This is a genomic window from Embleya sp. NBC_00896, assembly GCF_045207785.1.
In the GTDB taxonomy this organism is placed as follows: domain Bacteria; phylum Actinomycetota; class Actinomycetes; order Streptomycetales; family Streptomycetaceae; genus Embleya.
This window is the reverse complement of sequence record NZ_CP108776.1, coordinates 1,181,558-1,200,092: the sequence shown is the minus strand read 5'-3', so window position 1 is coordinate 1,200,092 and position 18,535 is coordinate 1,181,558. Positions and strand designations below refer to the sequence as shown.

Here is an 18,535-nt window from a genome sequence, read left to right as displayed (position 1 = left end):
GAGGCGACGAAACGACGCACCGCCACACCGCCACACCGATGAATCGACTGTGACGACAGAACGACTGTGGGGCACGGGATCGACGATCCCGTGCCCCACAGTCGTGCACACCGACAACAGCGGGCCGGGGCATTCACCCCGGGCCCGCTCCGCCCGCCCGAACCGCTACGGCGCGCCGCGCTCGGCGAGCATCGAGCGCATCAGGTCGATCTCCCCGCTCTGCCCCACGACCATAGTGTTCGCCAGGTCGCGGACCTGCTGCACCTGAGCGCGCGAGACGCCCTCGCGCGCCATCGCCACACCCGCCTCGTGGTGCGCGATCATCAGCCGCAGGAACATCACCTCGGCGTCCTTGCCGCGCAGCGTCGCCAGTTGGTCGAGCTGGGCCTGGGTGGCCATGCCCGGCATCAACTGGGTGTCCGCGCCCGCCGACGGCGTGCCGTGGCCGGAGTGGCCCGGCATCGAACCGGGCGTCATCCACTGCATGACCGGGCGGGACGAACCGATGGTCAGCCCCCACATCTGGAGCCAGGCCGCCATCCGGCCGATCTGTTCCTGCTGGGTCAGCGCGATGTCGTACGCGAGCCTGCGGGTCGGCTCGTCCTGGGTCAGATCGCGGATCATCATCGACATCTGCACGGCCTGCGCGTGGTGCGTGCGCATGTCGCGCGCGAACCCGGCGTCGACCGAGTCGTCCGCCGCCGCGTTCTGCACGGCGGGCGCCGCGGCACCGAGCGTGCGCGTGGCCGTCGGGGCGGGCGCCGTCTTGTCCGCGTCGTCCGACGAGCACGCCGCGAGGGCCGGCACCGCGAGCAGGCCGGTCGCCACGATCACCGCGACGCGTGAGCGGGCCCTCATCCGTTCGTCGGCTTCCCGATGCCGCCCGTGCACGCCGCGCCGGGCTCGGGGGTCTGCGGACCCTCCTTGTACGCGGCGATGAACGCGTCCAGGCGCGGGTCGTTGGCCTGGTCGAGCTTGAGCTGGAGACCCCACGCGGTGGCCGTGATCGGCGTCGACAGGCCCTCGTACGGGGTCAGCAGCATGTACGTCTTGCCCTTGACCTTGGACTTGAGCAGGTCCAGTTGATCGGCGGGCAGGCCCGGCTTGTAGGTGATCCACACCGCGCCGTGTTCGAGCGAGTGGACACCGTTGCGATCCGCTATCGGCGCGTCGTAGATGCCGCAGTTCTGCCAGGCCACGTCGTGCTGGCCGCCGACCGGCGGGGACTGCTTGTAGGTGACGTCCTGGGCCTTCTGGAGGTGGCCCTGGGCCGCCTTGAACGTGCTCACGCCCTGGATGGCACTCGTACTGCCCGGATCGGCCGTGACCTCGGCGATGACGTTGTTGGCGCTGGACTTCTTCTCGTCGTCCGAGGAGGACATCACCACCGCGGTGAGACCCGCGACCAGGGCGATGACCGCGACGCCGGACGCGGCGAAGATGATCGCCGAGCGACGCTTGGCGGCCTTGCGCTCACGCTCGCGCTGGAGGGCCACGCGCTCACGGGTCGCCGCCATCTTGGCGGACCGCTCCGCCTTGCTCTGCTTCTTCGAGGTGTTGGGGGACTGTTGCCCCATGGCTCCGCCTTATTCCGGGATTCGTCAGTGGACCGTGCGAAGGTGTGCCGCGCGGATCACGTACGACTGACGCAGAGCACCGTCAGGTCGGGAGCGTCCTTGGCCGGTGCGGGCGCGAGCGCGACGCCACTGGCGTCCGGGTCGGCCAGCCACGGCGGGATCACCGCGAACGGCGCGGGCGCGACCACCGGCGGCAGCGGGGGCACGGTCGCGGGCAGGCAGGTGTGCGTACGGTTGCCGCACCCGCCCGACCCGTCGCCGTGGTCGTCCGGACCGCCGCCGTCGCGCTGCTCGTGCGCCGAGTGGTGGAACGGGCACACCGTCGGGACGTTCATGGTCGTGGGCACCGAGGCCGCGTGAATCGGAAAGGCGCTGCCCAGCAGCGCGGCGCACGCCAGCACGGCCCCGGCCAACAACCGGACCACCGGCCGTAGCGGGACCGCCAGCGAGGCCATCCGTCGTGTCACGGGCCCTATTCTCACCCGAACGGGCGACCCGATGGGAAGTCGGGGCTTGAACTTTCGTGGTCGTGACTTCGTCGTGACGGTGCGGGCGTCCCCGCGGATGCCCACGCGCCCGGTGAAACCGGGGCGTGGCCGACGCCGGCGGCTCGATAACATCGTTCCCGGAGCGTCCCGACGCCCGACACGGACGTACGACACACGCACCACCCATACGCACCACACGCACGCACGCACCACCCCAAGACACACCACGACGCGTCAAGCGCGTCGACCACACGTCAGGAGACGAACGGTGTCCGAAGCCCGAGTGACCATCAGCCGCGACCCGGATCGGGATGAGCGCGTGGTGACCACGGGCACGACGGCCGCCGAGCTCTTCGCCGGCGACCGCACCGTCGTGGCCGCGCGCGTGGCCGGTGAGCTCAAGGACCTCGCGTACGTCGTGGCCGACGGCGACGAGATCGAGCCGGTCCTGATCGACTCCCCGGACGGCCTGAACATCCTGCGCCACTCGGCCGCGCACGTGATGGCGCAGGCCGTGCAGGAGCTGTTCCCGGAGGCCAAGCTCGGCATCGGCCCGCCGATTCGCGACGGCTTCTACTACGACTTCGACGTCGAGACCCCGTTCCACCCCGACGATCTCAAGCGCATCGAGAAGAAGATGCAGGAGATCATCAAGCAGGGCCAGCGCTTCGCGCGCCGCGTCACCACCGACGAGGACGCGCGCGCCGAGCTCGCGGACGAGCCGTACAAGCTGGAACTGATCGGCCTCAAGGGCTCCGCCTCGACCGCCGCCGAAGGCGCGGAGGCCGAGGTCGGCGCGGGTGAGCTGACCATCTACGACAACCTGAACCCCAAGACCGGCGAGCTGTGCTGGAAGGACCTCTGCCGAGGCCCGCACCTGCCCACCACCCGCAACATCCCGGCGTTCAAGTTGATGCGCTCGGCCGCTGCCTACTGGCGCGGCAGCGAGAAGAACAAGCAGCTCCAGCGGATCTACGGCACCGCGTGGCCGAGCAAGGAAGCGCTCAAGGAGTACACGACCTTCCTGGAGGAGGCCGAGAAGCGCGACCACCGCAAGCTCGGCGCCGAGCTCGACCTGTTCTCGATCCCCGAGGAGATCGGCTCGGGCCTGGCGGTCTTCCACCCCAAGGGCGGCATCATCCGCCGCACCATGGAGGACTACTCGCGCCGCCGGCACGAGGAGGCCGGCTACGAGTTCGTGTACACGCCGCACGCCACCAAGGGCAAGCTCTTCGAGCTGTCGGGCCACCTCGACTGGTACGCCGACGGCATGTACCCGCCCATGGAGCTGGACGAGGGCCAGAGCTACTACCTCAAGCCCATGAACTGCCCCATGCACAACCTGATCTACCGGGCCCGGGGCCGCTCCTACCGCGAGTTCCCGATGCGCCTGTTCGAGTTCGGCACGGTCTACCGCTACGAGAAGTCGGGCGTCGTGCACGGCCTGACCCGCGCGCGTGGCTTCACCCAGGACGACGCGCACATCTACTGCACGCGCGAGCAGATGGCCGACGAGCTCGACTCGCTGCTGACGTTCGTGCTGAACCTGCTTCGCGACTACGGGTTGAACGACTTCTACCTGGAGCTGTCCACCCGGGACCCGGAGAAGTCGATCGGCACCGACGAGAACTGGGCCGAGGCCACCGAGACGCTGCGCCAGGCCGCGCAGAAGCAGGGCCTCGACCTCGTCGACGACCCGGGCGGCGCCGCGTTCTACGGCCCCAAGATCTCGGTCCAGACGAAGGACGCGATCGGCCGGACCTGGCAGATGTCGACCATCCAGGTGGACTTCAACCTGCCCGAGCGCTTCGACCTGGAGTACACCGCGTCCGACGGCTCGCGGCAGCGCCCGGTGATGATCCACCGCGCCCTGTTCGGCTCGATCGAGCGCTTCTTCGCGGTCCTGCTGGAGCACTACGCGGGCAAGATGCCGCCGTGGCTCGCGCCGGTCCAGGTGGTCGGCATCCCGATCACCGAGGAGCACGTCCCCTACCTCGAAGAGGTGGCGGCCAAGCTCAAGGCACACGCCATCCGGGTCGAGATCGACGACTCCGCGGACCGGATGCAGAAGAAGATCCGCAACGCGAACAAGAACAAGATCCCGTACATGCTCCTCGCCGGCGACGAGGACGCCGCCGCGGGCGCGGTCTCCTTCCGCTACCGCAACGGCGAGCAGAACAACGGCATCCCGGTCGACGACGCGGTCGCCGAGATCGTCAAGGCCGTCCAGGACCGCATCCAGGTCTGACCCGCGCGGCCCCGCGTTCGTCGCGGGGAGTTCCGTGCCCCGGTGACCGTCGCACCGTCACCGGGGCACGGGCCGTTCGCGGCCACGGCATATGCTTCCTGGCATGACGAGCGAGCCCGAGATCCAGGATGGGGTTGGGGGGCCGGATGCCTTTGCCCGGCTGTGGACTCCCCATCGGATGGCGTACATCAAGGGTGAGAACAAGCCGTCGGGGCCGACGACCGACGACGATTGCCCGTTCTGCCGGATTCCGTCGTTGAGTGACGTCGACGGGCTCGTCGTCGCGCGTGGTGAGCAGGTCTACGCGGTGCTCAACCTGTACCCGTACAACGGTGGGCACATGATGGTCGTGCCGTATCGGCACGTGCCCGACTACACCGACCTGGACGACGCCGAGACCGACGAGCTCGCGCGGTTCACCAAGTCCGGGATGGCCACGCTGCGCAAGGTCTCCGGCGCGCAGGGGTTCAACATCGGGATGAATCAGGGGCACGTCGCGGGGGCGGGGATCGCCGCGCACCTGCACCAGCACATCGTTCCGCGCTGGGGCGGCGACACGAACTTCATGCCCGTGGTCGGGCACACCAAGGTGTTGCCGCAACTGCTGGCGGACACGCGCGAGATGCTGGCCGCCGCCTGGCCGGCCGGTTGACGTTGGGCCGGGGGGCTCGGTTGCACGGGGCGAAGCGGTTGAGGAGAGAAGAGCAGTGAGCGCACGACCGGTTCTCGTATACGACGGCGACTGCGGATTTTGCACGCGCGCGGTGGAGTTCGCGCAGAAGTACATCCCGTTCGACGCCGACGTCGTGGCGTGGCAGTTCGCCGAACTGGAGGAGCTCGGCGTCGAGCAGCACCGCGCCGAGCACGAAATCCTGTGGGTGACCCCCGTCGGCACGATCTACGGCGGGCACAACGCGGTGGCCAAGCTGTTCATGAACGCCGGCGGCCCGTGGGCGTTCGCCGGCGGCGCGCTGCGCGTGCAGCCGGTCAGCATCGCGGCGCACGGTGTCTACCGCCTGGTCGCCGACAATCGTGATCGTATGCCGGGCGGCACACCCTCCTGCGCGATGCCGGCCCACCTGCGGCCGGATACCGTCAAGCCCACGGTGTGACCCGCCGAGCGGCCCTCGGGGTGGCCGTCCTTTCGGTGACCGTGTATCTGCTGCTGGGCATCTTCGGTCCGGCCGACATGTGGTGGCTCGGCGACCTGCGGGTCTATCGCGAAGGCGGCGTGGACGTGCTCGCCGGGCACGGTGAGTTGTACACGATCCGGCCCAAACGACTGCCGTTCACCTACACGCCGTGGGCCGGGCTGATGTTCACGCCGTTGGCGTGGCTGCCGTGGGGCGCCGTCGAGGTGCTCGGTGTCGTGGCCAACCTCGCGCTGCTCGGCACCGCGACCTGGCTCGCGTGGGGGATCGCGGGGCTGCGCGGCGACCGGGTGCGGGCGACCGCGCTGACCGCCGCCGTGCTGCTGTGGACCGAGCCGGTCCAGGAGAACCTGCGCTTCGGGCAGATCAACCTGCTGCTGCTCGTGCTGGTCCTGTCCGACTTCGCGCGAGCGCGGGGGTCCCGCCTGGGCGGGGTCGGCGTGGGGATCGCGGCCGGGCTCAAGCTGACTCCGGCGATCTTCATCCCCTACATGTTGCTGACCGGACGGGTGCGCGAGGGGCTGACCGCGCTCGGGGTGTTCCTCGGCACGATCGCGGCGGCGTTCGCGGTGCTGCCGCGCGAGTGCGCGGACTACTGGGGCGGGCTGTTCATGGACGACACCCGGATCGGGCTCGCCCAGTTCCCCGGCAACCAGTCGCTGAACGGCGCGGTGACCCGACAGTTCGGGGCCGAAACCCCGCCGGAGTGGCTGTGGCCGGTGCTCGCGGTGTCGGTCGCGCTGGTCGGGATCACGCTCGCCGTCGCGACCGCGCGGGGCGGGGCGGCACTCGCGGGGATGGGGCTCTGCGCGCTCACCGCGCTGCTCGTGTCGCCGATCTCGTGGACGCACCACTGGGTGTGGGCGCTGCCGCTGGTGATCGTGCTCGTGGACCGGGCGTGGCGGACCCGGGCACGGCCGGCCGTGGCGGCCCTCGCGGCGGTGTTCGCGATCGCCGCGGCCTATCCGATGCACCGGGCCCGAACCTCGGGCGTGCTGCCGGGTGGGGTGGTGTGGACCGTCCCGTTCGGCGACGGCCGCGAGCTGGACCTGCACGGCTGGGAGCTGATCGCGAGCAGCGCCTATGTGCTCGGTGCCCTGGGTGTGCTGGCGGTCGGCGTGTACGCGCTGATCGCCGATGGCCGCGCGGTTCACCTGATCGATCGGTTTACCAGCGGTCGCCGAGCCTGACCCCCTTCCGCGTTCGTAGACTCGTCGTACTTTCGGCTGATCCGTCTCGCTTCGTGACGTGTGAGCGCGGGTCGTACGGCGAGGCGGGCGCGGATGCGGGCGACGACGGTGGGACGGCTCGGACACTGGTTCGGATGATTATCCGATCATGCCTAAACTGACCCGGAGGAATAGCGGTCCCGCCCCCGAGCAGGGGGTGCGGAGCGTCGGGGCGGAGGCAGTGCACGTGGGGCGCAACAAGATACGGTCCATCGGCATTGCTGTGGTCGGGCTGCTGGTCGCGATCGGGATCATCCTCACCGTCGGCGGCGCGGCTCCGCCGACGCGCACCACCCGCCCGCTGCTCCTGGGCGGCATCGCGGCCGGTCCCGACGGGCCGATCGCGCTCCCCACCGACGCGCCGCCGACGCCGGCCACGGACGTCGAGCGGGCCTGGCTCGCGCAGGGCACCGTTCCGGGCACGACCCCCGCGTACAAGGCGATGGCCGAGCGCGCGCTCCTGGACATGCGGCTGTTGACCCAGCCCGACGGGTCGGTCGCGGCCGCGTGGTTCGGGATCTGGAAGTACGTCTGGCCGCGCGACGCCGCGTGGGTCGCGGCGGCGTTCACCGCCACCGGGCACGACCGCGAGGCGCTCGCCGTGTTGCGGCGCCTGGTCGCGTTGCAGCGCCCCGACGGCACCTGGGAGGCGCGCTACCGGCTCGACGGGAAGCCGGTCGGCGACGACCGGGCGGCCCAGCTCGACGCCAACGGGTGGGTCCCGTGGGCGATCTGGTTCTGGTACGCCCACCAGGACCCGAACGATCCGGCGACGGTGAGCGCGCTCGGCGAACTGTGGCCGACGGTGCGCGCGGCCAGTGACCGGGCGGTGGGCCGGTTGCGGGGCAATGGGCTGCCGCCGAAGGGCTCGGACTATTGGGAGACGCGGACCGACCAGGCCACGCTCGGCACGGCGGCGCCGCTGCTCGCGGGGCTGCGCGGGGCCGTCGCGCTCGCGGGGCGGGTCGGCGACGCGGACGCTGGGCAGCGGTGGGCCGGCGCGGTGGCGCGGCTCGATCGCGGGATAAGGGTCGAGTTCGGCGAGGTCGGCTACCCGCGTACGGCGCATGCCAAGGGCGGCGCCGATACGGCGGTGACCTGGCTGGGGCCGCCGTTCGCGCGGCCGGACGAGAAGGTCGCCGGTGCGGTGCGGAAATCGGCCGAGGCGCTCACGTTGCCCAACGGTGGGATTCTGCCCGGGGAGCACTGGGGCGGTGACCTGACGGCGGCCTGGACGCCGGAGACCGCGTCCTTCGCGCTGTTCAGCGCGGCGAGTGGGGACCGTGCGGAGGCGGAGCGGTGGCTCACGTGGCTGGCTTCGCACCGTACGGCGCATGGGGCGTTGCCGGAGAAGGTCGACTCGGCCGGGCGGCCGGCTTCGGTGGCGCCGTTGGCTTGGACGTCGGCCGCGGTGTTGCTTGCGCTCGTGGCGTTGGACGAGCCGTTGCCGATTCCGTAGCGCCGGTGCCGGGGTCCTCAAACGCCGGACGGGCTGTGTCCTCAAGCGCCGGACGGGCTGAAAAGCTTGGCCTCAAGCGCCGGCCGGGCTGGGTGGGTTCGTCTCCGAGCGTCGGATGGGCGTTGGGAGGCTTGGCCTCAAGCGCCGGCCGGGCTGGGTGGGTTCGTCTCCGAGCGTCGGATGGGTGTCGGGAGGCTTGGTCTCGAACGCGGGCCGGACGGGCTGTGTCCTCAAGCGCCGGACGGGCTGAAAAGCTTGGCCCCAAGCGCCGGCCGGGCTGGTTTGCCCGGCCGGCGGTTGAGGGTGCTGTATCTAGTCGTTCGAGCCCGCGTGGATCTTGGCGGCGAGTTGTGGGGGCATCGGGTCGTGGCGGCAGTATGTGCGGGCGAACTGGCCGGTGCCGTGGCTGATCGAGCGTAGGTCGATCGCGTAGCGGCTGATCTCTATCTCCGGGACCTCGGCGCGGATCATCGTGCGGCCCGAACCGATCGGCTCGGTGCCCACCACCCGGCCGCGGCGCGAGCTGAGGTCGCTCAGCACACCGCCGACGTACTCGTCGGAGACCGTCACCCGCACCTCGGACACCGGCTCCAACAGGTGGATCGTGGTGCTCGCGGCGGCCTCGCGCAGCGCGAGCGCGCCCGCCATCTGGAAGGCCATGTCGGACGAGTCGACCGAGTGCGCCTTGCCGTCGGTGAGCGTCACGCGCACGTCCACCATCGGATAGCCGGCCGCGACCCCCTTGTCCATCTGCGCGCGGACGCCCTTCTCCACGGACGGGATGAAGTTGCGCGGCACCGAACCGCCGAAGACCTTGTCCACGAACTCGAAGCCGGAACCGCCCGGCAGCGGCTCCACGTCGATCTCGCAGATCGCGAACTGGCCGTGCCCGCCGGACTGCTTCACGTGCCGGCCGCGCCCGCTCGCCTTGCTCGCGAACGTCTCGCGCAGCGACACCCTGTGCGCGACCGCGTCCACCGCGACGCCGTAGCGCGCGCGCAGCCGATCCAGCAGCACTTCGACGTGCGCCTCGCCCATGCACCACAGCACGAGCTGGTGGGTGTCGGTGTTGTGCTCCAGGCGCAGCGTCGGATCCTCGGCGACCAGCCGCGCCAGCGACTGCGAGAGCTTGTCCTCGTCGCTCTTGCTGTGCGCGACGATCGCCACCGGCAGCAGTGGATCGGGCATCATCCACGGCTCCATGAGCAGCGGATCGTCCTTGTCCGAGATCGTGTCGCCGGTCTCGGCCCGGGTGAGCTTGGCGATCGCGACGATGTCTCCGGCGATGCCGCGGTTGAGCGAGCGCTGCTGCTTGCCCAGCGGCGCCGACATCGCGCCGATCCGCTCGTCTATGTCGTGGTCCTCGTGCCCGCGGTCGGCCAGCCCGTGCCCGGAGACGTGCACCGTCATGTCGGGGCGCAGCGTGCCGGAGAAGATTCGGACCAGGGAGATCCGGCCCACGTACGGGTCGGACGTCGTCTTGATCACCTCGGCCGCGAGCGGGCCCTCGGGGTCGCAGGTCAGCGGATCGCGGGGCTTGCCGTCGGGCGTGGTGACCGGCAGCACCTCGTGCTCGGGCGGTGCGGGACATGCCCGGACGATGCCTTCGAGCAGCTCGATCGTGCCGAGACCGTCGGGCGCGACCGCGAGCACGGGATAGAACGAGCCGCGTGCGACGGCCGTCTCCAGGTCGGTGATCAGCGTGTCCACGTCGATCTCCTCGCCGGCGAGGTAACGGTCCATCAGGGACTCGTCCTCGCTCTCGGCGATGATGCCCTCGATCAGCCGGTTGCGGGCGTCCTCGATCAGCGGGAGGTGCTCGGGGTCGGGCTCGGCGGTGACGCGGGTGCCGGAGGAGTAGTCGTACACGCGCTGCGTCAGCAGGCCCATCAGGCCGGCGACGCCCTCGTCCTCGCCGTGCAGCGGCAGGTAGAGGGGGAGCACGGTGTCCGAGTCGGGGTCGCCGAAGACCCGCTGGCAGATCAGCACCATCTCGTCGAAGTCGGCGCGCGCCTGGTCGAGTTTGGTGATCACGATCGCGCGCGGCATGCCGACCGCGGCGCACTCGTCCCAGATCATCCGGGTCGAGCCGTCCACGCCGTCGGCGGCCGAGACCACGAACAGCGCGGCGTCCGCGGCGCGCAGGCCCGCGCGCAGGTCGCCGACGAAGTCGGCGTAGCCGGGGGTGTCGAGCAGGTTGATCTTCACCCCGTCGAACTCGACGGGGGACACCGACAGCGCCACCGACCGGTGCTGGCGGTGCTCGATGTCCTCGAAGTCGGACACGGTCGTCCCGTCCTCGACGCGACCGGGCCGGGGAATCGTCCCGGTCGCCACGAGCAGGGACTCCACCAATGTCGTCTTGCCCGCGCCCGTGTGGCCCACCAGCACCACGTTGCGCACCAGATCCGGGCTCGCCGGCGCGGTTACCCTGCCGACGGTTCCGGCGCTAGCTCCGGATTTATCCGCCATGTGCCACCTCCTAGTCGTCCGTACAACTCGGTAGTCGTCGACGTCCTCAGGACGTGCAGGTGCAAGTGGGTCGTCGGTACGCCAACGTCCGCAAATCGATTCCTGAACGGCAGCATTCCCCCGACGTCCGACCGAGTACAAGTGTCCGCTGCGTACGTGATGTTCTCCAAAGCGGCACGCCCGGGCGATGGGGGGCCCGGGAGGAGTGAGCGCGTCAGTACGATGGGCACACCAGGCGGGTCGAGTCCTCCGGATCCCCCGCCGCCCCGGCAATCCTTCGGGAAGGCGATGCTCAACAAATACGCTCGTGCCTTCTTCACGCGTGTGCTCACTCCGTTCGCGAGCTTTCTGCTGCGCCACAACGTGAGTCCGGACACCGTGACGCTCATCGGCACCCTCGGGGTCGTCGTCGCAGCGCTGGTGTTCTTCCCGATCGGCTGGTTCCTGACCGGCACGCTCGTCATCACCGCGTTCATCTTCTCCGATCTGGTCGACGGCAACATGGCGCGCCAGTTGGGCCGGTCCACCAAGTGGGGGGCGTTCCTCGACTCCACGCTCGACCGGGTCGCGGACGCCGCGATCTTCGGCGCGCTCGCGATCTGGTTCGCCGGTGACGGCGACAGCCTCGTCATGTGCATCCTGGCGATCTTCTGCCTCGGTTCCGGCCAGGTCGTCTCGTACACCAAGGCCAGGGCGGAGAGCCTGGGCCTGCGCTGCGACGTGTCCGGCGTGATCGAGCGGGCCGAACGGCTCGTCGTCTCGCTGGTGGCGACCGGCCTCGACGGACTGGGTGTCCCGTACATCCAGGCCGCCGCGCTGTGGTTCATCGCGGTGGGCAGCCTGATCACCGTCTTCCAGCGGATGATCGCCGTACGCCGCTCGGCCGCCGAGATCGACAACGCGCTGCCCGGAGGTGACAAGGGATGACCGGCCTCGGGCAGCGGCTGGCCGACTCCGGGTACGCCCTGGGGTGGTCCGTCGTCAAACGTCTGCCCGAGCCGGTCGCCACGGCGGTCTTCCGGCGGATCGCCGACATCGTCTGGCGCAGGCGCGGCGGGAGCGTTCACCAACTGGAGGCCAACCTGGGCCGCGTGCTGGGTCCGGACGCCACGCCCGAGCGGATCCGCCAGGTCTCGCGCGCGAGCATGCGTTCCTACCTGCGTTACTACCAGGAGGCGTTCCGACTGCCGGTCTGGGACCGGGAGACCGTGCTGACCCGCATGGAGTGCGATCTCACCCTGCTGGACAAGTGCAGCACGCGCGGGAAGGGCGTGATCTTCGCGCTTCCGCACATGGGCAACTGGGACCACGCCGGCGCCTGGATCACGCTCAAGGGCTATCCGTTCACCACGGTCGCCGAACGGCTCAAGCCCGAATCGCTGTACAAGCGGTTCCTGGACTACCGCGAGTCGCTCGGCATGGAGGTGCTGCCGCTCACCGGCGGCGACGGGAACACCTTCGGGACGCTGGCCCGCCGGCTGCGCGAGGGCCGGCTGCTGTGCCTGCTCTCCGACCGCGACCTGACCGCGGGCGGCGTACCGGTGACCTTCTTCGGCGAGCCGACCCGGATGGCCGCGGGGCCCGCCGCGCTCGCGGTGCAGACCGGCGCGGCGCTGATCCCGGTCACGCTCGCGTGGGACGGCAAGGTCATGCGCGGCACGCTGCACCCCGAGATCGAGGTACCGGCCGAGGGCAGCCGCCGGGAGAAGGTCGCGGCGATGACGCAGGCGGTCGCGGACGCGTACGCCCGGGCGATAGCCCGCGACCCGCAGGACTGGCACATGCTCCAGCCGCTGTGGCTCGCGGATCTCGACGCACGCCGGCTCGCACGGATCGGCCACGGGGGTGCGCAGTGAGGATCGGCGTGGTGTGTCCCTACTCGTGGGACGTACCGGGGGGCGTGCAGTACCACGTGCGGGATCTCGCGGCGCACCTGATCGCGCGCGGACACGAGGTCTCGGTGCTCGCGCCGGCCGACGACGACACCCCGCTGCCCGACTACGTCGTCCCCGCCGGGCGGGCGGTGCCGGTGCGCTACAACGGCTCGGTCGCGCGGCTCAACTTCGGCTTCCTGTCCGCCGCGCGCGTGCGCCGGTGGATCCACGACGGGCGCTTCGACGTCCTGCACATCCACGAGCCCGCGACGCCGAGCCTGTCGCTGCTGGCGTGCTGGGCCGCGTCCGGGCCGGTCGTGGCCACGTTCCACACCTCCAACACCCGCTCGCGCGCGATGATCGCGGCGTACCCGATCCTGCAGCCCGCGCTGGAGAAGATCAGCGCGCGGATCGCGGTGAGCGAGTACGCGCGGCGCACCCTGGTCGAGCACCTCGGCGGCGACGCGGTGGTCATCCCCAACGGCGTTGACGTCGGCTTCTTCGCCGACGCCGAGCCGGAACCCGCGTGGCAGGGCACCCCCGAGTCGCCCACGATCGGCTTCATCGGCCGGATCGACGAACCGCGCAAGGGCCTGCCCACGCTGATCGAGGCGTTCCCGCGGATCGTCGAGGCGTTCCCCGGCGTCCGGCTGCTGGTGGCCGGGCGCGGTGACGCCGAGGAGGCGGTCGAGGACCTGCCCGAGGCGTTGCGGGCGCAGGTGACCTTCCTGGGGATGGTCAGCGATCGGGACAAGGCGCGGTTGCTGCGCAGCGTCGACGTGTACGTCGCGCCCAACACGGGCGGGGAGAGCTTCGGGATCATCCTGGTCGAGGCGATGTCGGCGTCGGCGCCGGTGCTTGCCAGTGACCTGGACGCGTTTCGTCAGGTGCTGGATGGGGGGCGGGCCGGGGAGTTGTTCGCGGTCGAGGACGCCTCGGCGCTTGCCGCCTCCGCGGTTGGGCTGTTGCGGGATCCCGTGCGGAGGGGGGAGTTGCGGGAGATTGGGCGCAAGCATGTGCAGCGCTATGACTGGGAGACGGTCGGGGGCGACATCCTGGGCGTGTACGAGACGGTTACGGCGGGGGCGCCCGCGGCATAGCGCCGTGTGGCCGGCCGGGGTGGCCCCTGGTGGGGTGGCCGGCCTGCATGGCCTCAAGCGCTGGCCGGGCTGGATTGACCCGGCCTTCGGCCGAGGTGGCCTCAAGCGCCGGCCGGGCTACTTGGCCTCAAGCGCCGGCCGGGCTGGATTGACCCGGCCTTCGGCCGAGGTGGCCTCAAGCGCCGGCCGGCCTGCATGGCCTCAAGCGCCGGCCGGGCTGATTTGGCTTGGTTTTGAAAGTGGTCTCGAGCGTGGGTTGGCTCGGGCCGATTGGGTTGGTTTCGGTGCGCGCTAAGGTCGCCGCGTGATGACTGTCATCTGGATTTTGCTTGCGGTGCTTGCGGTTGGGGTTTATCTCAGTTGGACCGCCGGTCGGCTTGATCGGTTGCACGCGCGGGTGGACTCCAGTCGGGCCGCGCTCGATGCGCAGTTGTTGCGGCGGTCGGCGGTTGCGCAGGAGATCGCGACCTCCGGGTTGCTCGATCCCGCGTCCTCGCTTGTGCTCGCGGATGCCGCGCACGAGGCGCGTAACGCGGACGAGGACTCGCGTGAGATGTTGGAGAGCGACCTGACCCGCGCGCTGCGGATCGTGTTCGAGGATCCTGCCCAGGCCGACGACCTGCGGGCCCGGCCGGGCGGCGACGATCTGGTCGCGGAATTGCAGACGGCGGTGCGCCGGGTGCCGATGGCCCGCCGCTTCCACAACGACGCGGTGCGCGGCGCGCGGGCGGTGCGTCGGCACCGGATCGTGCGCTATCTGCGCCTGGCGGGCCACGCCCCCTACCCCGTCACGTTCGAGATGGACGACGAGGAACCGCACACGCTCATGCCGGGTGGCTCCTGACAGGAGCCACGCAAAGGCCACCCTGGACAGATTGGCCCGGGTATTGCGCCGGGGTGGCGTGACATTAGGATCCACATCACCCGTACGATGGAGCCAACCGTCGTCGTTCGCATCTGTGTGAGGTCATCCGTGTCCACCACCCCCGCATCGCCCCAGACCGGTACCGAGCTGGTCAAGCGCGGCATGGCCGAGCAGCTCAAGGGCGGCGTCATCATGGACGTCGTCAACGCCGAGCAGGCCAAGATCGCCGAGGACGCGGGCGCGGTTGCCGTCATGGCCCTCGAGCGCGTGCCGGCCGACATCCGCAAGGACGGCGGCGTCGCGCGCATGTCCGACCCGGACATGATCGACGGCATCATCGGCGCCGTGTCCATCCCGGTGATGGCCAAGGCCCGGATCGGCCACTTCGCCGAGGCCCAGGTCCTGCAGTCGCTCGGCGTGGACTACATCGACGAGTCCGAGGTGCTGACCCCGGCCGACGAGTCGAACCACATCAACAAGTGGAAGTTCACCACCCCCTTCGTGTGCGGCGCCACCAACCTCGGCGAGGCCCTGCGTCGCATCACCGAGGGCGCGGCGATGATCCGCTCCAAGGGTGAGGCCGGCACCGGCAACGTCGTCGAGGCCACCCGCCACATGCGCACCATCCTCAAGGACATCAAGCAGCTCTCGGTGCTCGACGAGGACGAGCTGTTCGTGGCCGCGAAGAACCTCCAGGCGCCGTACGCGCTCGTCAAGGAGGTCGCCGAGGCCGGCAAGCTCCCGGTCGTGCTGTTCACCGCGGGCGGCATCGCCACCCCGGCCGACGCGTCGATGATGATGCAGCTCGGCGCCGAGGGCGTGTTCGTCGGCTCCGGCATCTTCAAGTCGGGCGACCCGGCCAAGCGCGCCAAGGCGATCGTGGACGCGACCCTGCACTTCGACGACCCGGACGTGATCGCCAAGGTCTCGCGCGGTCTCGGCGAGGCGATGGTCGGCATCAACATCGACACCCTCCCGGCGGAGCAGCGCTACGCCGGCCGCGGCTGGTAGTTCGCACCACCTTCCGCACACGCTGCGCAGCCGGGCCCGAACGCGACCGCGTTCGGGCCCGGCTCGGTACCGGCCCCCACGACCATCCACGACTTCGACGAGGTTGACGTGTCCACTCCCATCATCGGTGTCCTCGCTCTCCAGGGTGACGTGCGCGAGCACGCCATCGCGCTCGCCGAACTCGACGCGATCGCGCGCCCGGTGCGCAAGGTCGACCAGTTCGCCGAGCTCGACGGGCTCGTCATCCCCGGTGGCGAGTCGACGACCATGTCCAAGCTCGCGGTGTCGTTCGGGCTGTTCCCGGCGCTGCGCGAGCGGGTCGCGGCCGGCATGCCGGTCTACGGCTCGTGCGCGGGCATGATCATGCTCGCGGACAAGATCCTGGAGGGCCGCGAGGACCAGGAGACCGTCGGCGGGATCGACATGATCGTGCGGCGCAACGCGTTCGGGCGACAGAACGACTCGTTCGAGGCGGACGTCCCGTTCGAGGGACTCGAAGGCGGGGACCCCATCCACGGCGTCTTCATCCGCGCCCCGTGGGTCGAATCGGTCGGCGCCGAGGTCGAGGTGCTCGCCCGGCTGACCGCCGAGCCGTACGCGGACCGAATAGTCGCGGTCCGTCAGGGCAACCTGCTCGCGACCGCTTTCCACCCGGAGCTCACCGGCGACCGCCGCGTGCACGCGTACTTCGTGGACATGGTCCGTGCCGCGCTCTGACCGCGCGCGCCGGTAGGATCTTCCCGCCTGTACAGGCCCGTGCAGCGCACCCGCGACCCGAAGGAGTAGAGGCGGATGTCCGGCCACTCAAAGTGGGCGACCACCAAGCACAAAAAGGCCGTCATCGACGCCAGGCGCGGAAAGCTCTTCGCCAAGCTCATCAAGAACGTCGAGGTGGCGGCACGCACCGGCGGCGGTGACATCGCCGGCAACCCGACGCTCTACGACGCCATTCAGAAGGCGAAGAAGTCGTCGGTCCCGAACGACAACATCGACCGCGCGGTCAAGCGCGGCTCCGGTGCGGAGGCCGGCGGCGCCGACTACCAGGCGATCACGTACGAGGGTTACGGCCCCAACGGCGTCGCGGTGCTGATCGAATGCCTCACCGACAACCGCAACCGCGCGGCGTCGGACGTGCGGGTCGCGATGACCCGCAACGGCGGCTCGATGGCCGACCCCGGTTCGGTGTCGTACATGTTCACCCGTAAGGGTGTCGTGATCGTCCCGAAGAACGACCTGAGCGAGGACGACGTGCTCGGCGCCGTGCTCGACGCCGGTGCCGAGGAAATCAACGACCTCGGCGAGACCTACGAGGTGGTCAGCGAGGCGACCGACATGGTCGCCGTGCGCACCGCGCTCGTGGACGCCGGGATCGACTACGACTCGGCGGACGCCAACTTCATCCCCAGCGTCTCGGTGGAGCTGGACGAAGAGGGCGCACGCAAGATCTTCCGCCTGATCGAAGCGCTGGAGGACAGCGACGACGTTCAGGACGTCTGGGCGAATTTCGATGTCGCCGACGACATCATGGAAAAGATCAGCGAGTAGTACCCGTGTGGCGTCGCCCGTGGGCCGGCAACGCGAACGCGCGAGGGGCCGGCGGCAACATGCCGCCGGCCCCTCGCGCGTTCGCGTTCGCGTGCGCCTACGGGTTGGTGTTGACCACGTACAGCAGGAAGCTCACGTACCAGCCGGAGAACGCCGCCCCGGCGACCAGCACCGAGATCACCACGCCGCGCGGCCACTTGGCCATCAACCGGGCCAGCGGCAGCACGATCGTGAAGGCCGGCAGCATGAAGCGCGGCTTGGAGTGGAAGAACCAGCCGCTGCTCGTGGTCAGCGCCAGGAACATCACCACGCCGCCGTAGACGTGCACCGGCAGCGGGACCCCGCGGTCGCGGAAGGACCAGATCATCAGCGCGACGGACAGGATGATCACGAACGCGCAGACCACGTAGATCGGCCGGCCCAGATGGGTGAAGTACTTGTTCATCCACTGGACGGTGCTGACGCCCCAGTCCATCCGCAGGTTGAACGCCCGGTCCTGGATCCAGAACCACGCGTCGGGGCGACCCGCGAGCCAGCCCACCCACGCGATGAAGCCCACGCACGCCAGCGGCGAGATCAGCGTCGCCAGCACCGGACGCCGGGACTCGGGGGCGAGCAGGCCCACCCGCGTGCCGTCCTCGCGCCGGCGCAGCACGATCGCCAGGGTCGCCACGCCGATCGCCGCGACCAGCGCGAACGCGGTGTTGCGGGTCAGCCCCGCGAACAGGCACAGCACGCACGCCAGGGTCCACTGCCGGCGCACCATCGCCAGCAGGCCCCACGACGCGAACGCCACGAACAGCGCCTCGGAGTAGACCATCGTCAGCACCATCGAGCCCGGCGCGACACCCCACAGCACCGCGAACAGGGTCGCGACGCGGTGGCTGCCGGTCAACTCCCGGCCCAGCGCGTACAGTCCCCACGCCGCGACGGCGCCCGCGAGCAGCGTCACGACCATGCCGGCGTTGAGCGCGGACAGGCCGGTGACGTCCGAGACGAGCCGGACCGACCACGGGTAGCCGGGGAAGAACTCGACGTTGCTCCAGTACGGCTTGCCCGCCGGCGACACCGGGACCTTGTCGATGTAGCCGAAGTCGGCGATGTCGCGGAACCACACGCCGTCCCACGAACCGACCTTGGACCAGAACGGCTTCTTGGTGGCGAACGCCATCAGGCCCAGGACCACGAGGTTGATCGCGCGCGCGATCAGATAGCCGAGGACGGCCGTGCGGGCCGGGCGGAACGACGCCCGCGCGCGCCGCGCGACGTCGACCGCGCCCAGTTTGAGGCGGTCGGCGAGGTCGTTCGCGAAGCTCGTGTCGGTGCTCGCCGGCACGCTGGTCGCACCCTTCTCGGGGGCCGGCGGCGTCTCGGCTACCGGCATGGACGGCGACGGCATGAAAACCTTCCGGGCGGCGAGCATGGGGCGGGCATCGACAATCTCCAGGTGACCCTAGCGTCGCCCGTGGGGGCTCCCGCGCGCGGATCGGCCCGCTGGGGAGCGATCGTCACGGGG

General features: G+C 70.3%; 17 protein-coding genes. 12 read left to right on the top strand and 5 right to left on the bottom strand.

The genetic code is table 11. From position 1 onward, the window contains the following. Window positions 1-165 precede the first annotated feature (165 nt). From OG928_RS05750 to OG928_RS05740, 3 genes are read right to left on the bottom strand one after another with little or no spacing between them, the layout of a single operon-like run. Complete coding sequence (locus tag OG928_RS05750) at window positions 166-858, bottom strand: DUF305 domain-containing protein (RefSeq protein WP_406280196.1); 693 nt, start codon at window positions 856-858, stop codon at window positions 166-168. Next, on the bottom strand, window positions 855-1,577 hold the full coding sequence (locus OG928_RS05745) for a DUF3105 domain-containing protein (RefSeq protein WP_406280194.1): 723 nt from the start codon (window positions 1,575-1,577) through the stop codon (window positions 855-857). Before OG928_RS05745 ends, OG928_RS05750 begins: the two co-directional genes overlap by 4 nt. 56 nt (window positions 1,578-1,633) lie before the next feature. After that, window positions 1,634-2,044: a hypothetical protein gene (locus OG928_RS05740; protein WP_406280192.1), complete on the bottom strand. Its 411-nt coding sequence runs from the start codon at window positions 2,042-2,044 to the stop codon at window positions 1,634-1,636. A gap of 289 nt (window positions 2,045-2,333) precedes the next feature. Between OG928_RS05740 and thrS the strand changes: the two genes are divergently transcribed. The 5 genes from thrS (at window position 2,334) to OG928_RS05715 (ending at window position 8,152) form a co-directional block, all read left to right on the top strand. Further along, the gene (thrS, locus tag OG928_RS05735; RefSeq protein ID WP_406280190.1) at window positions 2,334-4,313 is read left to right on the top strand and encodes a threonine--tRNA ligase; all 1,980 of its coding nucleotides are present in this window, start codon (window positions 2,334-2,336) and stop codon (window positions 4,311-4,313) included. Between the two features lie 91 nt (window positions 4,314-4,404). Beyond that, the gene (locus OG928_RS05730) at window positions 4,405-4,965 is read left to right on the top strand and encodes an HIT family protein (protein WP_406280188.1); all 561 of its coding nucleotides are present in this window, start codon (window positions 4,405-4,407) and stop codon (window positions 4,963-4,965) included. A gap of 55 nt (window positions 4,966-5,020) precedes the next feature. After that, entirely contained in the window at window positions 5,021-5,425 is a 405-nt protein-coding gene (locus OG928_RS05725; protein ID WP_406280186.1) for a thiol-disulfide oxidoreductase DCC family protein, read from the top strand. A gap of 35 nt (window positions 5,426-5,460) precedes the next feature. Then, window positions 5,461-6,654, top strand: coding sequence for a glycosyltransferase 87 family protein (locus OG928_RS05720; RefSeq protein ID WP_406280185.1), 1,194 nt, complete (start codon window positions 5,461-5,463; stop codon window positions 6,652-6,654). A 148-nt stretch (window positions 6,655-6,802) separates the two neighbouring features. After that, a complete protein-coding gene (locus OG928_RS05715; RefSeq protein ID WP_406280183.1) occupies window positions 6,803-8,152 on the top strand; it encodes a hypothetical protein in 1,350 nt (449 codons plus the stop codon). Window positions 8,153-8,464: 312 nt separating this feature from the next. Here the strand turns inward: OG928_RS05715 and OG928_RS05710 are convergent, their stop codons facing one another. Next, window positions 8,465-10,624 (bottom strand): elongation factor G-like protein EF-G2, encoded by a 2,160-nt coding sequence (locus OG928_RS05710; RefSeq protein ID WP_406280181.1) that lies wholly within the window; start codon window positions 10,622-10,624, stop codon window positions 8,465-8,467. Window positions 10,625-10,846: 222 nt separating this feature from the next. Between OG928_RS05710 and pgsA the strand changes: the two genes are divergently transcribed. The 7 genes from pgsA (at window position 10,847) to OG928_RS05675 (ending at window position 17,019) form a co-directional block, all read left to right on the top strand. After that, window positions 10,847-11,551: a phosphatidylinositol phosphate synthase gene (gene pgsA, locus OG928_RS05705; RefSeq protein WP_406280179.1), complete on the top strand. Its 705-nt coding sequence runs from the start codon at window positions 10,847-10,849 to the stop codon at window positions 11,549-11,551. After that, window positions 11,548-12,480, top strand: coding sequence for a phosphatidylinositol mannoside acyltransferase (locus OG928_RS05700; RefSeq protein ID WP_406280177.1), 933 nt, complete (start codon window positions 11,548-11,550; stop codon window positions 12,478-12,480). Before pgsA ends, OG928_RS05700 begins: the two co-directional genes overlap by 4 nt. Continuing rightward, window positions 12,477-13,598, top strand: a complete 1,122-nt coding sequence (locus OG928_RS05695; RefSeq protein ID WP_406280175.1) for a glycosyltransferase family 4 protein — start codon at window positions 12,477-12,479, stop codon at window positions 13,596-13,598. The genes OG928_RS05700 and OG928_RS05695 overlap by 4 nt, the downstream gene beginning before the upstream one ends. Before the next feature lie 307 nt (window positions 13,599-13,905). Further along, entirely contained in the window at window positions 13,906-14,442 is a 537-nt protein-coding gene (locus OG928_RS05690) for a hypothetical protein (RefSeq protein WP_406290801.1), read from the top strand. A gap of 87 nt (window positions 14,443-14,529) precedes the next feature. Next, complete coding sequence (gene pdxS / locus OG928_RS05685; RefSeq protein ID WP_406280173.1) at window positions 14,530-15,474, top strand: pyridoxal 5'-phosphate synthase lyase subunit PdxS; 945 nt, start codon at window positions 14,530-14,532, stop codon at window positions 15,472-15,474. Between the two features lie 108 nt (window positions 15,475-15,582). Continuing rightward, window positions 15,583-16,191 (top strand): pyridoxal 5'-phosphate synthase glutaminase subunit PdxT, encoded by a 609-nt coding sequence (gene pdxT / locus OG928_RS05680; RefSeq protein WP_406280171.1) that lies wholly within the window; start codon window positions 15,583-15,585, stop codon window positions 16,189-16,191. Window positions 16,192-16,266: 75 nt separating this feature from the next. Next, window positions 16,267-17,019 carry a YebC/PmpR family DNA-binding transcriptional regulator gene (locus OG928_RS05675; RefSeq protein ID WP_406280169.1) on the top strand — a complete coding sequence of 251 codons (753 nt, stop codon included), beginning with the start codon at window positions 16,267-16,269 and terminating at the stop codon, window positions 17,017-17,019. Window positions 17,020-17,116: 97 nt separating this feature from the next. On the opposite strand, the gene OG928_RS05670 is transcribed toward OG928_RS05675, so the two are convergent. Further along, window positions 17,117-18,403: a mannosyltransferase family protein gene (locus OG928_RS05670; RefSeq protein WP_406280168.1), complete on the bottom strand. Its 1,287-nt coding sequence runs from the start codon at window positions 18,401-18,403 to the stop codon at window positions 17,117-17,119. Window positions 18,404-18,535: the final 132 nt, after the last annotated feature.